Origin of the sequence: Microbacterium sp. NPDC060132 (assembly GCF_042729675.1) — a bacterium.
Classification (GTDB): domain Bacteria; phylum Actinomycetota; class Actinomycetes; order Actinomycetales; family Microbacteriaceae; genus Microbacterium; species Microbacterium sufflavum.
Genome location: NZ_JBHWXU010000001.1, coordinates 2,856,320 through 2,870,262, shown reverse-complemented (window position 1 = coordinate 2,870,262; position 13,943 = coordinate 2,856,320). Strand labels below are relative to the sequence as shown.

Annotated in this window: 18 protein-coding genes and 2 tRNA genes; 8 read left to right on the top strand and 12 right to left on the bottom strand. The window is 69.3% G+C overall.

Annotated features, from left to right (window positions below; translation table 11 throughout):
* Positions 1 to 20: 20 nt before the first annotated feature.
* Entirely contained in the window at positions 21 to 686 is a 666-nt protein-coding gene (locus tag ACFWCH_RS13870; protein ID WP_136031878.1) for a hypothetical protein, read from the bottom strand.
* A 51-nt stretch (positions 687 to 737) separates the two neighbouring features.
* On the opposite strand from ACFWCH_RS13870, the gene ACFWCH_RS13865 reads away from it, so the two are divergent.
* Complete coding sequence (locus ACFWCH_RS13865) at positions 738 to 1,628, top strand: acyl-CoA thioesterase II (protein ID WP_247638760.1); 891 nt, start codon at positions 738 to 740, stop codon at positions 1,626 to 1,628.
* A 36-nt stretch (positions 1,629 to 1,664) separates the two neighbouring features.
* Here the strand turns inward: ACFWCH_RS13865 and ACFWCH_RS13860 are convergent, their stop codons facing one another.
* From ACFWCH_RS13860 to ACFWCH_RS13845, 4 genes are all read right to left on the bottom strand, one after another.
* Entirely contained in the window at positions 1,665 to 2,153 is a 489-nt protein-coding gene (locus ACFWCH_RS13860; protein WP_136037378.1) for a thioesterase family protein, read from the bottom strand.
* Between the two features lie 4 nt (positions 2,154 to 2,157).
* Positions 2,158 to 3,837, bottom strand: coding sequence for an energy-dependent translational throttle protein EttA (gene ettA / locus ACFWCH_RS13855; RefSeq protein WP_136031871.1), 1,680 nt, complete (start codon positions 3,835 to 3,837; stop codon positions 2,158 to 2,160).
* An 81-nt stretch (positions 3,838 to 3,918) separates the two neighbouring features.
* On the bottom strand, positions 3,919 to 4,413 hold the full coding sequence (locus tag ACFWCH_RS13850) for a DUF6993 domain-containing protein (RefSeq protein WP_240744576.1): 495 nt from the start codon (positions 4,411 to 4,413) through the stop codon (positions 3,919 to 3,921).
* 73 nt (positions 4,414 to 4,486) lie between these two features.
* Positions 4,487 to 5,065 carry a single-stranded DNA-binding protein gene (locus ACFWCH_RS13845; protein ID WP_247638759.1) on the bottom strand — a complete coding sequence of 193 codons (579 nt, stop codon included), beginning with the start codon at positions 5,063 to 5,065 and terminating at the stop codon, positions 4,487 to 4,489.
* Between the two features lie 205 nt (positions 5,066 to 5,270).
* Here ACFWCH_RS13845 and ACFWCH_RS13840 point away from each other — a divergent pair, with 205 nt between their 5' ends.
* Positions 5,271 to 5,540, top strand: coding sequence for a hypothetical protein (locus tag ACFWCH_RS13840; RefSeq protein ID WP_247638758.1), 270 nt, complete (start codon positions 5,271 to 5,273; stop codon positions 5,538 to 5,540).
* 24 nt (positions 5,541 to 5,564) lie between these two features.
* Here ACFWCH_RS13840 and ACFWCH_RS13835 read toward each other — a convergent pair.
* Positions 5,565 to 5,637, bottom strand: a tRNA-Arg gene (locus ACFWCH_RS13835).
* 61 nt (positions 5,638 to 5,698) lie between these two features.
* Between ACFWCH_RS13835 and orn the strand changes: the two genes are divergently transcribed.
* From orn to ACFWCH_RS13805, 6 genes are all read left to right on the top strand, one after another.
* The gene (gene orn / locus ACFWCH_RS13830) at positions 5,699 to 6,325 is read left to right on the top strand and encodes an oligoribonuclease (RefSeq protein WP_247638757.1); all 627 of its coding nucleotides are present in this window, start codon (positions 5,699 to 5,701) and stop codon (positions 6,323 to 6,325) included.
* 36 nt (positions 6,326 to 6,361) lie between these two features.
* Positions 6,362 to 6,434 (top strand) — tRNA-His (locus tag ACFWCH_RS13825).
* An 88-nt stretch (positions 6,435 to 6,522) separates the two neighbouring features.
* Positions 6,523 to 7,152, top strand: coding sequence for a LysE family transporter (locus ACFWCH_RS13820; RefSeq protein WP_136031863.1), 630 nt, complete (start codon positions 6,523 to 6,525; stop codon positions 7,150 to 7,152).
* A 33-nt stretch (positions 7,153 to 7,185) separates the two neighbouring features.
* On the top strand, positions 7,186 to 7,533 hold the full coding sequence (locus ACFWCH_RS13815; RefSeq protein ID WP_247638756.1) for a metallopeptidase family protein: 348 nt from the start codon (positions 7,186 to 7,188) through the stop codon (positions 7,531 to 7,533).
* Positions 7,534 to 7,535: 2 nt separating this feature from the next.
* Entirely contained in the window at positions 7,536 to 7,826 is a 291-nt protein-coding gene (clpS, locus tag ACFWCH_RS13810; RefSeq protein WP_136031860.1) for an ATP-dependent Clp protease adapter ClpS, read from the top strand.
* On the top strand, positions 7,823 to 8,305 hold the full coding sequence (locus ACFWCH_RS13805; protein ID WP_378803674.1) for a DUF2017 family protein: 483 nt from the start codon (positions 7,823 to 7,825) through the stop codon (positions 8,303 to 8,305). Before clpS ends, ACFWCH_RS13805 begins: the two co-directional genes overlap by 4 nt.
* A gap of 16 nt (positions 8,306 to 8,321) precedes the next feature.
* Here the strand turns inward: ACFWCH_RS13805 and ACFWCH_RS13800 are convergent, their stop codons facing one another.
* From ACFWCH_RS13800 to gatC, 6 genes are read right to left on the bottom strand one after another with little or no spacing between them, the layout of a single operon-like run.
* A complete protein-coding gene (locus ACFWCH_RS13800) occupies positions 8,322 to 8,903 on the bottom strand; it encodes a hypothetical protein (protein WP_136045261.1) in 582 nt (193 codons plus the stop codon).
* Positions 8,887 to 9,204: a hypothetical protein gene (locus ACFWCH_RS13795; protein WP_136031854.1), complete on the bottom strand. Its 318-nt coding sequence runs from the start codon at positions 9,202 to 9,204 to the stop codon at positions 8,887 to 8,889. Before ACFWCH_RS13795 ends, ACFWCH_RS13800 begins: the two co-directional genes overlap by 17 nt.
* A 38-nt stretch (positions 9,205 to 9,242) precedes the next feature.
* Positions 9,243 to 10,502 (bottom strand): DNA polymerase IV, encoded by a 1,260-nt coding sequence (locus ACFWCH_RS13790; protein WP_247638754.1) that lies wholly within the window; start codon positions 10,500 to 10,502, stop codon positions 9,243 to 9,245.
* Between the two features lie 47 nt (positions 10,503 to 10,549).
* Positions 10,550 to 12,067 carry an Asp-tRNA(Asn)/Glu-tRNA(Gln) amidotransferase subunit GatB gene (gatB, locus tag ACFWCH_RS13785; protein WP_136037384.1) on the bottom strand — a complete coding sequence of 506 codons (1,518 nt, stop codon included), beginning with the start codon at positions 12,065 to 12,067 and terminating at the stop codon, positions 10,550 to 10,552.
* Positions 12,067 to 13,584 (bottom strand): Asp-tRNA(Asn)/Glu-tRNA(Gln) amidotransferase subunit GatA, encoded by a 1,518-nt coding sequence (gene gatA, locus ACFWCH_RS13780; protein ID WP_378803673.1) that lies wholly within the window; start codon positions 13,582 to 13,584, stop codon positions 12,067 to 12,069. The genes gatB and gatA overlap by 1 nt, the downstream gene beginning before the upstream one ends.
* Positions 13,581 to 13,880, bottom strand: coding sequence for an Asp-tRNA(Asn)/Glu-tRNA(Gln) amidotransferase subunit GatC (gatC, locus tag ACFWCH_RS13775; RefSeq protein ID WP_136031845.1), 300 nt, complete (start codon positions 13,878 to 13,880; stop codon positions 13,581 to 13,583). Before gatC ends, gatA begins: the two co-directional genes overlap by 4 nt.
* Between the last annotated feature and the right edge of the window lie 63 nt (positions 13,881 to 13,943).

The following is a 13,943-nucleotide window of genomic DNA, read 5'->3' as shown; positions in this document are numbered from 1 at the left end:
GCTCCGAGGTGGCAGCGCCGTCAGGCTCGGGTGCCGGTGGCCCGCACGCCCGTGAGCCCGGATGCCACGGGGCCTCGTGCCAGCACATGCCCGCGACGGAAGGCGAGCCGCGACCAGCGACCGGCGCGCGACACCCCGACCTGTTCCTCGCCCGAGATGAAGCCCATGGCGTCCGCGGCGAACGCCACACCGCGCGGCAGCCCGCCGAGATCGTCGTCGGGCTCGCCCCAGATGGCCGCTCGGAGCGCGCGAACCGCTTCCTCGCCCGAGCCGGCGCCCGCCCCCCGCGCCACGGCGGAGATCCCCCACTGTGCGCGCTGCGCGACGACGGACGCCTCCAGCGACGCCTCCACGGTCCAGCCCTGGCGCGGCGGGGATACCCCGGCCCAGGACGGCGACAGGCCGGTGTCCGGCAGCATGAGGCGTTCGGGGGTGTCGGCGGGCGACAGGCTGTCGACGACCAGGTCGCATTCGAGCTCAGGGTCCGCGTGCACGATACGCATCGCGAGGATCGTGGGGGTCTGATCGAACAGGGTCTGCGGCGAGAGCACGGCCGTGGTCAGCGCCAGGACCCCGCGCGAGGCCTGAAGTCGTACTCCCCCGTCGCCCGCGCGACCGGCGCGGCCCACGAACGTCAGGACATCCTTCGCCGTGTCGGGATCGGCGAGCAGGAGCGTAGGCGGCACGCGTTCTAAACTACCAAGAGGTGCGGCGCCTGCGGTCGCGGAGAGGAACCCATGAGCGCGGACGACCACGCCATCCAGACCGTCGATCGACTCCTCGAGGTTCTCGACCTCGACGCCACCCAGGCCCGGACGACCGAGGACATCTTCACGGGCTCCTCGCACCCGATGCCGAGCGGCCGCATCTACGGAGGCCAGGTGCTGGCGCAGACGCTCCTCGCGGCGGAGCGCACCCTGCCGGAGGATCGCGCCGTCCATTCGATGCACGGCTATTTCCTGCGGCCCGGTGACGCGAGTCAGGGCATCACGATCGCCGTCGACCGCATCCATGACGGCCGCTCATTCTCGACGCGCCGCACGCAGGCGTACCAGAACGGGGTGCCGATCTTCTCGATGATCGCGTCCTTCCAGGATGCGGATCCGGGAGTCGAGCACGCGGAGCCCATGCCCGAGGGCGTGCCCGACCCGGAGACGCTGTTCCCCGACGAGGATCGCGTTCCCGGACTCACCGGGGGCGCGCGGCGGATGCTCACCGATCGCGCCGCGGACATCCGTCACGTCGAGTCGCCGCTGTACCTCCCCAACGACGATGCCCGGGTCCCGCGTCAGGCCGTCTGGATGCGACTGCGCGCTCCGCTCCCCGACGACCAGCGGCTGCATCGCGCGGCACTGGCGTACCTCAGCGACATGACGATCCAGGAGTCCATCCTGCGCGCGCACGGGGTCTCGTGGGCACACCAGGGACTCAAGGTCGCGAGCCTCGATCACGCGATGTGGTGGCACCGTCCCGCGCGCGTCGACGAGTGGCTGCTGTATGCGCAGGAGTCCCCGAACGCGCGCGGCGGGCGCGGGCTGGCCACCGGGCGGATCTACACGCGCGACGGCTCGCTGGTGGCGAGCGTGGCGCAGGAGATTATGATCCGCGTGCCGTCGGAGGCATCCTGATCCGAGCGTTCGGCGCGGGTCACACGGCCGTCGAGGTCAGCGGTGCGCGTACTCGATGGAAGGGCCGACGTACGGCTCCCAGGCCTCGCGCATCTCGGAGGTGAGTCGCGTGGGGCGACCCGTCGCGGCCTCGACGAGCACGATCACTGCTGTCGACCGCGCGTACAGCACCCGCGGCTCCGCGGCCGGGTCGTTGTGCACCTCGTAGCAGACCTCGACACTGGACCCGCCGAGCTTGCCGAACCACATCTGCACCTCGAGCGGTCGACGCTGATACGGCACCGGCGCGAGGTACTCGATCTCCTGCCGCGCGATCAGCGTCAGGATGCCCTCGTCGATGCCGGAGTCGAGCACCGCCGTGGACGGCGCCTCCTCGCCGGGACCCGCCCGCCAGAACGCGCGGACGCGCGCCTCCTCGAGCAGCTTGAGCATCGAGGTGTTGTTGACGTGGTTGAACGCGTCCAGATCCCCCCAGCGGAGGTGGATCGGGATGTGCAGGCGGGTTCCCGGCGAAGGCGCAGTCATCGGGTCAGTCGCGCGTGAGCTTGCGGTGGGTCGACCGGTGCGGCTTGGCCGCGTCGGGCCCGAGGCGCTCGATCTTGTTCTGCTCGTAGGCCTCGAAGTTGCCCTCGAACCAGTACCACTGGTCGGGCTTCTCGTCGGTGCCCTCGTACGCCAGGATGTGCGTCGCGATGCGGTCGAGGAACCACCGGTCGTGGGTGATGACCACGGCACAGCCGGGGAACTCGAGAAGGGCGTTCTCCAGCGAGCTCAGCGTCTCGACGTCGAGGTCGTTGGTCGGCTCATCGAGGAGCAGCAGGTTGCCGCCCTCCTTCAGCGTGAGCGCGAGGTTCAGGCGGTTGCGCTCACCGCCCGAGAGCACACCGGCCTTCTTCTGCTGGTCAGGACCCTTGAAGCCGAACTTCGACACGTAGGCCCGCGAGGGGATCTCCGTCTTGCCGACCGTGATGAAGTCGAGCCCGTCGGAGACGACCTCCCACAGCGTCTTGTTCGGGTCGATCGACGAGCGCGACTGGTCGACGTAACTGATCTTGACCGTCTCGCCGATCTTCAGGTCGCCGCCGTCGAGGGGCTCGAGACCGACGATGGTCTTGAACAGTGTGGTCTTGCCGACGCCGTTCGGACCGATCACGCCGACGATGCCGTTCGGCGGAAGGCTGAAGCTGAGGCCATCGATCAGCGAGCGTCCGTCGAAGCCCTTCTTCAGGTTCTTCGCCTCGATGACCACGTTGCCCAGGCGCGGCCCCGCGGGGATCTGGATCTCCTCGAAGTCGAGCTTCCGCGTCCGCTCCGCCTCCGCGGCCATCTCCTCGTAGCGCGCGAGTCGCGCCTTCGACTTCGTCTGGCGACCCTTGGCACTGGAACGGACCCATTCGAGCTCGTCCTTGAGGCGCTTGGCGAGCTTCGCGTCCTTCTTGCCCTGGATGTCGAGACGCTCGGCCTTCTTCTCCAGGTAGGTCGAGTAGTTGCCCTCGTAGCCGATCAGCCGACCGCGGTCGACCTCCGCGATCCACTCGGCCACGTGGTCGAGGAAGTACCGGTCGTGGGTGATGGCGATGACGGCGCCCTTGTACGACTGCAGGTGCTGTTCGAGCCACAGCACACTCTCCGCGTCCAGGTGGTTGGTCGGCTCGTCGAGGAGCAGCAGATCCGGCTTCTGCAGCAGGAGCTTGGCGAGGGCGACACGTCGCTTCTCTCCACCGGAGAGGGGGGCGATCGCGGCGTCGCCGGGGGGCGTGCGCAGTGCGTCCATGGCCTGCTCGAGCTGGGAGTCGAGGTCCCAGCCGTCGGCCGCGTCGATCTCCTCCTGCAGGGTGCCCATCTCGGCGAGCAGCGCATCGAAGTCCGCATCGGGATCGGCCATCAGCGCCGAGATCTCGTTGAAGCGGTCGAGCTTCGCCTTGATCGCGATGCCGTCCTGGATGTTCTCCAGCACGGTCTTCGACTCGTCCAGCTCCGGCTCCTGCATGAGGATCCCGACCGAATAGCCGGGCGACAGCTTCGCCTCGCCGTTGGACGGCGTGTCGAGCCCGGCCATGATCTTCAGGATCGTCGACTTGCCGGCGCCGTTGGGGCCGACCATGCCGATCTTCGCTCCGGGAAGGAACGCCATCGTGACGTCGTCGAGGATGAGCTTCTCGCCCACCGCCTTGCGCGCACGCACCATCGAGTAGATGTACTCAGCCACCGAAAACCGCTCCTTCTGTTGGCGTCGAAGATCGACACTCCAGCCTACCGGCCGTCGGCGGCAGGGTTCGTGATCGAAGCATCACCAGTCGATCGGACGCGTCGTCCCGACCAGGCAGCGTCCCTCGGCAAGCTGGGGCATGACGACGGCCACCACCTGTCCCGTCGAGGGACCGACCTGTCCCACCAGGCAGGACTCCTCTCCCCAGCGCACCGAGAACTGGAGGCTCTCCACCGGGTTGCCCACGGTGGTCTGGTCGGGCGTGACCTGCATGGCGGTGCGATCGAAGCCCCCGGCCACCAGCGCGTCGATATAGGCCCGACCCTCCGCTCGCTGTTCCGAGGCCCACACACCCTCCGCGATCGCCCGGAAATACGGAAGATTGTCTTCCGCGGTGCCCTCGGGCTGCAGTGCCGGCGACGCCGTCGCCGTATCCGCGGGCGAGGGCGACAGGGAGCTCGGCGGCGTCGGATGCTCGCCGGCGGCGGCCGTGCATCCGACGAGGAGGACGAGGATCGCACCGGCTCCGACGAACGCGCGGGCGGTGCGGGCGAGTGACGGGGCCGTTCGGAGCACGAGCCGAGTCTACGTCGCCCACACCCACAGCCCGGCGTGCTGACGGTGCGTGGCTGACGCTGCGCGCCTGCCCCTACTGCCCCGCCGACACCCTGGCTCCCGCTCCGAGGAAGCCGTCGGGGAACGCCTGGTCCGTCGCCGCACCCCCGTCCCCGGAACCGTCGATGCCCCACAGGTCACCCAGATCGTCTCCGGTTCGGCCACTCGCCGCCGTCCGCGCGCTTCCACTCGCGGAGTCGGCACCGGGAGACTGCTCCCCATCCTTCTCCCCCTCCGCCACGGTCTCCGGAGAGCGTCTCGGCGACGGCCGGAACGCGGTCGTCCCCCACCGCAGGTCGTGCCCGATCGCGTCGGCTTCGATGTCGGCACTCGTGCCCTGCTTCCCATTGCTCTCCCAGGCCCGGATGCGCAGGCGGCCGGTCACGACGATGCTGTCGCCCACCCGCAGCGACGCCCTGGCGTTCTGACCGAGCTGCCGGAACGCCGCCACGGAGAACCAGTTGGTCTTGGAGTCGACCCAGGTCTGGGTCGTCGGTTCGAAGCGGCGGTGCGTGCTCGCCAGCCGGAAGTTGGTGACGGGCACCCCCGCGCCGGTGTGCCCCTGATGCGGATCGGTCGCCACTCGCCCCACGACGGTGATCATCTCGGTCATGCTGTTCTCCTTCTGTCGCCGGAGCCTCTCCGGATGTCTCCAGCCTGCGGTGACGGCAGGAGCATCGACTGACGCATCCACGCGCTGTGGGGACGCATCGCCGACATCGACGAAGCGTGGAGGAAGAGCCCGGTCAGACGCGTGTCCCGGCGCGGCGCGAATGTCGGTGGCCCGTCCTAGCGTTGTTGCAGGAAGGGAGAAATCGATGTCTGAACGAACGTCCGCCACGGCCCCCGAGGTGCCCTTCGCCGCACCTCGTCTCTCCTCGGAGAAGGAGCATCTCGTCCGCGCCGCCGACCACCTGTGGCGGGTCCAGGACTCGCGGGAGTATGTCCTCGGTCACCTGAGGCTCGTGCCGGACCCGCTCGGTCTGCGCTACCGGGCGGAGCGGCTGCACCTCGCGACCGGCCGCTTCCGGCTGATCGGAGAGTTCTGGCGTGCCGACGATGCCGTGGCCGCGCTTCGCCACTGCTGATGCCGTCGCTACGTCGATCGGAAGCGCCCCCGGCAGGATTCGAACCTGCGACCAAGAGATTAGAAGGCTCCTGCTCTATCCCCTGAGCTACGGAGGCGGACAGTCCTACCGTACCGCGGGCAGGCGGGCGATGTCGGTGCCCTCGATAGGATGACGACATGGTAGCTGCCTCCGAGAACGATCGCCTGGTCTGGATCGACTGCGAGATGACGGGCCTCGATCTCTCCATGGATGAGCTCGTCGAGATCGCGGTCGTCGTCACCGACTTCGAGCTGCGTCCCCTCGACCCCGGATTCCAGGTCGTGATCAAGCCGAGCGATCAGGCGCTGTCCCACATGAACGACTTCGTCACGAAGATGCACGAGACCTCCGGGCTGATCGAGGAGATCCCGCGGGGCGTCACGCTCGCGGAAGCCGAGGAACAGACGCTCGCCTACATCCGTCGCTTCGTCCCGCTCGAGCGCAAGGCACCCCTCGCGGGCAACACGATCGGCACCGACCGCATGTTCCTCGCCAAGTACATGCCGCAGGTCGACCAGTGGCTGCACTACCGCAACGTGGACGTGTCGAGCATCAAGGAGCTCTCCCGGCGCTGGTATCCGCGAGTGTTCTTCCAGGCACCGGTGAAAGACGGTGGCCATCGCGCGCTCGCCGACATCCTCGAGTCCATCCGTGAGCTCCGCTACTACCGGGAGGCCGTGTTCGTCGACGAGCCGGGGCCGTCGAGCGACGATGCCAAGGAGATCGCGACGCGCACCGTGTCGGAGTTCACCTCGAACATGTAATAGACTCGTAGGGTTGCCCGCGCAGGCGGGCGCATGGTGGGTATAGCTCAGTTGGTAGAGCGCCTGGTTGTGGTCCAGGAGGTCGCGGGTTCAAGCCCCGTTACTCACCCGGAGAGAAGAAGCCCGGTTCCTCGGAACCGGGCTTCTTCCGTTTCGAGGCGCGGATCGACGCTGCCCTGCGGCTCTAGACTGGAGCCGTGTCACTGGCGGTCTGGTTCTCGCTCCTCACCGCGTCGGTGGTGATCAGCTTCACGCCCGGCGCTGGCGCGATCAACACGATGTCGAACTCCCTGTCGCAGGGCTGGCGGCGCTCCATCTGGGGCATCATCGGCCAGCAGATCGCTCTGATCGTTCATGTCGTGATCGTCGCCGCGGGCGTCGGTCTGCTCGTCTCCCGATCCGAGGTGCTGTTCACCCTCATCCGCTACGCGGGCGCCGCCTACCTCGTCTTCCTCGGCCTCCGCCTCATCCTCAGCCGCCCGACACCACCGCTCGACGACGCGCCCATCCCCGCACCGGCGCACGAGAGCCATTGGTCGATGATGCGCCGGGGCTTCTGGGTCAACCTGCTCAACCCCAAGGCGATCGTCTTCTTCCTCGCGTTCATTCCCCAGTTCATCCGGCTCGACCAGCCACAGCTTCCCCAATACCTCGCGCTGATCGCGACGGTCGTCGTGGTCGACGTGCTGGTGATGTGGGGGTTCTTCGCGGTGGCGGCCCGGCCCTTCCGCCGCCTGACGGCCTCGCCGCGCGGGCAGCGCATCCTCAACGCCGTCTTCGGCGGCCTGTTCATCCTCGTGGCAGCGCTGCTGGTCCTGCTGCACTGACCGGTGTCCCGAATGGCCCCTAGGCTGGTCTGGATGGACATGGACGCCGGCGCATTCGAGGCCCTCGTGATCGAGGAGCTGGACCTGCTGCCCGACGACATGGTGGACCGCCTCGACAACGTCGTGTTCGTGGTCGAGGACCGCCCCGAGGACGGCAGTCTCGACCTGCTGGGGATGTACGACGGTCTCGCACTGACGGAACGCACACAGTACGGCATGGGCGAACTCCCGGATCGGATCATCGTCTACCGCGAGCCGCACCTCGCCCAGTGCGAGACCCTCGATGATCTGCGCGACGAGATCCACACGACGCTCGTGCACGAGATCGCGCACTTCCACGGCATCGACGATGCGCACCTGCACGAGCTGGGATGGGCGTGACGATGAGCACGGCACTCCCCGATCTCGACGAGAGCACGGATCTGTCCGCCGCACCGCTCGAGCCCTGGCAGGTCGTCGTCTGGAACGACCCGGTGAACCTCATGAGCTACGTGGTCCGTGTCTTCCGCACCTACTTCGGCTACACCGAGGAGCACGCCACCGCACTCATGCTCGCCGTGCACAACGAGGGCCACGCGATCGTGGCGACAGGGCCGCGCGAGACGATGGAGGTCCACGCGCAGGCGATGCACGACTACGGGCTCTGGGCGACCGTGCGGAAGGCATCCGCATGACCGCCCCCCTCATCCTCACCGTCGCCACCATCGAGGGCGCCCAGCTCCTGCGGATCGTCGACGACTTCCTCGCCCTCATCGCCGAGCAGGATCCGAGTGACCCCGCGATCGCCCGACTGACGCCCAACCCCTATCCCGACGACGAGGGTGCCGCGGCCGCGTTCGCAGCGGCCACTCGCGACGACGTGACCGACCGGCGTGTCCTGGATGCGCGCACCGTGCGGTCGGCGCTCTCCGCCTTCGACCCGGAGGCGCCGTTCACGCCGGAACAGGCCCGCGAGCTCCGGGAGGTGACGATCCGGCGAAGCGACATCGACTCCTGGCTGCGCACCCTCACCGCCATCCGTCTGGTGATCGCGACGCGGCTCGGCCTCACCGTGGAGGAGCCCGTCGCGGGTGGTGAGGCGATGGCCGTGTACGACTGGCTCGGCTACCGGCTCGAACTGCTCATCGAAGCGGCCGACGACATCGGGGCCTGAGACCGGATACCGGCGGTCACGGCACCGTGACAATGCGCGTCGCCAGCTCGCGCGGGTGGTGCTGCAGGAGGTGCTGACGCTCCTGCGCCGCCCACCGCTCCCAGTGCGGTCGGTACGTGTCGCCGTCCCTCGCGAGCGCGCGCGCCTTTCGCGACTCCTCCCCCGCCTCCACCCAGATGCGGACATCGGCGAGGTCGGCCGTCGACGGACGGAGGATGCCGCTGCCTTCGACGATCACACCGAGCGATGGGTCGACGGCATGACTCTCCGCCTCCGTGTTCTGCTCCCAGTCCCACCGACGCCAGGAGCCGAGCAGGCCCCGCCCGTGCGGCCGCAGGATTCCGTCCACCGCTCGCTCCACGCCGGACTCCAGGCCGTCCCAGCCCGGGTACAGCGAGTCGAGGGCGATGACCTGCACCCGTCCGACGAGCGGCCAGTTCCGCGCGAGCAGCTCCGCCAGCGAGGTCTTGCCAGCACCGCTCCCGCCGTCGATGACCACCATCGGGTTCGCCGCAGCGAGGCCGCGGATGTCCTGCGCGATCAGTGCCGCGGCCTGGCGAAGCGCCGCCGCGACGGGATCGTCACTTCTTGAGGGCACGGATGATGCGCGTGAGGGCACGACCGGTGACCCACACGAAGGGCACCGCCACGACGAGCAGGGTCACGATGTTCGGCTCGAAGCGGAGCCCCTCCTCGCGGCGCACGTAGACGCCGACGGGAATCGAGACACCGCCCCCGCCGCCGCCCTCGGCACCGTCGCCGCTGCCGCCCCCGAAACCGGAGTAGGTGAATGCGACCGGCGTCACGCTCACGCCGTCGACATCCTGCGGCTCACCGTACGCGCTCTTCACGCCGAAGGACGCGACCTGCTTCCCGAGTTCCAGTGCAATGTTCGGCATGCTCCCACGGTAGCCGACCCCGCCCGCGTGCGCGCCCCTCAATCCGCGATGCCGTGGTCTTTCGGATGCCGCGCGGCCCCGCGACCCTCGCCGCGACCGATGTGACGCGCGCGGCTGATCGTCGCCGTCCCGAAGCGGGCGATCGCCTCGTCCACCGCCCCCTCCACGCGGCGCCAGTCCTCGTCGTCGTCCCAGAGCGCCAGGGCGGAGCCGCCCGCCGGCTGCAGTCTCTCGGCCCGCACGCCGACCAGACGGATCGGATCGCGCCGATCGATCTGCTCGAACAGACTCTGCGCCGCTTCCCCGATGCGCTGGCTCACGGCGGTCGGGTCGCTCAGGGTCTGCGACCGGGTGACCGTGCGGAAGTCGGCGAAGCGGATCTTGATCGACACGGTCGACGTCTCCCACCCGGCACGACGCAACCGCGCGCCCACGCGATCGGCCAGCCGCAACAGCTCCGCACGCAGGAACGCGCGGTCGTCGACATCGACGTCGAACGTCTCCTCGTGTCCGATACTCTTCTCCACGCGCTCGGTGTCCACCGCCCGCGCATCCCGGCCCCATGAGAGCTGCGCCAGCCGCGCACTCAGCGCCGGGCCCACTGCACGGTCGAGCATGTCGGTCGTGGTCGCCCTGATGTCGCCGATCGTACGGATGCCTCGCGCCTCCAGCGCCTCCGCCGCCTTCGGCCCCACACCCCACAACGCGCGCACCGACCGCGGGGCCAGGAAGTCGAGCGTCTCCGCGGCCGATACCACGAGCATGCCGTCGGGTTTCGCGATCGTCGACGCCATCTTGGCGACGTGCTTCGTCTCGGCCACGCCCACAGAGCACGTGATGCCGACCTCCGCCGAGACGCGCTCCCGGATCTGCGCGGCGATCCTCGCCGGGCTCCCCCACAGCCGACGCACGCCCTGCACATCGAGGAACGCCTCATCGACGGACAGGGGCTCCACCAGCGGGGTGAACGACTCGAAGATCGCCATCACCTGGCGCGAGACCGCCTGATAGCGGGGGAAGTGCGGCGGTACCACCCTGGCCGTCGGGCACAGGCGGAGAGCCTGCGAGACGGGCATCGCGGACCGAACGCCGTAGCGCCGCGCCTCGTACGAGGCGCTGGAGACGACGGAACGACCGTCCGGCGAGCCGATGATGAGGGGCATGCCCCGCAGACTCGGATCGTCGAGCACCTCGACCGCGGCGTAGAACGCGTCCATGTCGACATGCAGGATGCGGGTTCCGCTGTCGTCGGCATCGGCCGCGGACACCATGCGCCCTCTGCCGTCACCGTGTCCCATGCGTCCATTCTCTCCCGGGCCCCGGACACGAGGCCCGGGAGAGACGGCTACTGGGCAGCGCGCTCGAGGATGAGCTCGCGCACGCGTGCGGCGTCGGCCTGACCCTTCATGGCCTTCATGACCGCACCGATGATCGCACCGGCGGCCTGCACCTTGCCGTCCTGGATCTTCGCCATCACGTCGGGCTGTGCGGCGAGGGCCTCGTCGATCGCCGCGACGAGCGCGCCGTCGTCGGACACCACGGCCAGGCCCCGGGCATCGACCACCTGCTGCGGAGTGCCCTCGCCGGCGATGACGCCCTCGAGCACCTGGCGGGCGAGCTTGTCGGTGAGGGTCCCCTCGTCGACGAGCTTCTGCAACGCCGCGACGTTCTCGGGGGTGATCAGCTCCGCGGCGTCCTTCTCCTGCGCGTTCGCCAGGCGGCTGATCTCACCCGTCCACCACTTGCGCGCGGTCGCCGGCGTCGCGCCCGCCGCGATCGTCGCCTCGACGACGTCGAGCAGACCGCCGTTGCGGACGTCCTGGAACTCCAGCGGCGTGAAACCCCACTCGGCCATGAGCCGGCGGCGCCGCGCGACGGGCTGCTCGGGCAGTGCCGCGCGCAGCTCCTCGATCAGCTCCGGGGCCGGCTGCACAGGGAGGAGGTCCGGCTCGGGGAAGTACCGGTAGTCGTCCGCGTCGGACTTCGGACGGCCCGGCGAGGTGGTGCCGGTGTCCTCGTGCCAGTGGCGGGTCTCCTGGATGATCGTGCCGCCGTCGGCGAGGATCTGCGCCTGGCGCTGGATCTCGTACCGGACGGCGCGTTCCACGGAGCGCATCGAGTTGACGTTCTTCGTCTCGGTACGCGTGCCGAGCTTCTCCTGCCCCCGCGGGCGCAGCGACACGTTGGCGTCGCAGCGCAGGTTGCCCCGCTCCAGCCGGGCCTCCGAGATGCCCAGACCGCGCACGATGTCGCGGATCGCCGCCACGTACGCCTTCGCCACCTCCGGCGCCCGGTGCTCGGTGCCGAAGATCGTCTTGGTGACGATCTCCACCAGCGGCACCCCTGCGCGGTTGTAGTCGACCAGCGAGTACTCCGCGCCCTGGATGCGTCCGGTCGCGCCGCCCATGTGGGTGAGCTTGCCCGCGTCCTCCTCCATGTGCGCGCGCTCGATCGGGATGGTCACCATGGTGCCGTCTTCGAGCTCCACCTCGACCGACCCCTCGAACGCGATCGGCTCGTCGTACTGCGAGATCTGGTAGTTCTTGCCGAGGTCGGGGTAGAAGTAGTTCTTCCGCGCGAACCGGCTCGACTCCGCGATCGAGCAGCCCAGTGCGAGTCCGAGGCTGATCGACGAGCGCACGGCCGTCTCGTTCACGACCGGCAGCGACCCGGGCAGACCGAGGTCGACCGGGGCGATGAGCGTGTTGGGCTCGGCGGCGTGATACGCCTCGTTCGCCGGGTTCGGCGCGTCGGAGAACATCTTGGTGTTCGTGTTGAGCTCGACGTGCACCTCGAACCCGAGCACAGGCTCGAACAGCTCGAGAGCCCTGTCGAAGTCCATCAGCTTGGCTGCGGCGGCCATCAGCGGTTCCCTCCTGCGAGCTGCGGTGCGCGGGTGAGGAGCGGCGCCCCCCACGAGTCGACGAGGAGTGTCTCCAGCGCCGCTCCCACGCGGTAGAGACGGGCGTCCTCCCTGGCCGGAGCCAGGAACTGGATGCCCACGGGCAGGCCGTCGTCGTCGGACAGGCCGCTCGGGATCGAGATGCCGGGCACACCCGCGAGGTTCGCGGGGATCGTGGTGATGTCGTTGAGATACATCTGCAGCGGATCGTCGATCTTCTCGCCGAGCTTGAACGCCGTGGTCGGCGCCGAAGGCGTGGCGATCACGTCGACCTGGCCGAAGGCGGCGGCGAAGTCCTGCTGGATGAGCGTGCGGACCTTCTGGGCGCTGCCGTAGTACGCGTCGTAGTAGCCCGCGGACAGCGCGTAGGTGCCGAGGATGATGCGTCGCTTCACCTCGTCGCCGAATCCGGCGTCGCGCGTGGCGGACATGACGTCCTCGACCGTGGGGTTACCCTCCGGCGTCACGCGCAGACCGAAGCGGACCGAGTCGAACTTCGCCAGGTTGCTGGACGCCTCCGCCGGGAGGATCAGGTAGTACGCGGCGACGCCGTACTCGAAGTGCGGCGCATCGATTTCGACGATCTTGGCGCCCTGAGCCTCCAGGAGCGCGAGGGCGCTGCGGAACGACGCGGCGACCCCCGGCTGGAAGCCGCTGTCGGGAAGCTCGCGGATGACACCGACGCGGAGACCTCTGAGGCCGTCCCCGCTCGCACCTTCACGCGCTGCAGCGGCGAACGACGGCCACCGCTCGTCGAGCGACGTCGAGTCCTTCGGGTCGTGGCCGCCGATCGCATCGTGCAGCAGACCGGCGTCGAGCACCGTGCGGGTGACCGGGCCGACCTGGTCGAGGCTCGACGCGAGGGCGATCGCGCCGTAGCGGCTGACTCCGCCGTACGTGGGCTTCACCCCGACCGTGCCGGTCACGTGAGCAGGCTGACGGATCGAGCCGCCCGTGTCCGAGCCGAGCGCGAGCGGGGCCTCGAACGCGGCCACGGCGGCGGCCGAACCGCCGCCGGATCCACCGGGGATCCGGTCGAAATCCCAGGGGTTCCGCGTCGGGCCATACGCGGAGTGCTCCGTCGACGAGCCCATGGCGAACTCGTCCATGTTCGTCTTGCCGAGCGGGATGAGACCGGCCGCGCGCGAGCGGGCGACGACGGTCGCGTCGTACGGCGACCGGTAGCCCTCGAGGATGCGCGACCCGCTGGTGGTCGGCTGGTCGGTGGTGACCAGGACATCCTTGATGGCGAGCGGGACCCCCGCGATCGGGCCGAGCTCCTCCCCTGCCGCACGGCGTGCGTCGACGGCAGCGGCCGCGTCGAGCGCGTGCTCGTTGATGTGGAGGAACGCGTGCACGTCGCCGTCGACCGCGGCGATACGGTCCAGGTGCGCCTGGGTGGCCTCGACGCTGGAGACCTCACGCGCCGCGAGCTTGTCGGCGAGTTCCGCCGCGGTCAGCCGGATGATGTCGCTCACTGCTCTTCTCCCAGGATCGCGGTCACCCGGAAGCGGCCGTCGGCGGCGTCGGGGGCGTTCTGCAGCACCTGCTCGTGCGTGAGCGTCTGCCCGACGACGTCTGGACGGAAGACGTTGCTCAGGGGGATCGGGTGGCTCGTGGCGGCGACGTCGGCCGTGGCCACCTCCGACACCTTGGCGATGTTGTCGACGATGGCGTCGAGCTGGCCCGTGAGCCGCGTCACCTCGTCGTCGTTCAGCTGGATGCGCGCGAGCACGCCGAGATGGCGCACAAGATCAGGGGTGATTTCAGACACGACCCCAGTCTAGTTGGGGTGCCGTCGCCCGCTCGGCGCGTCGCGGCGCGCATAAGCTGGGCG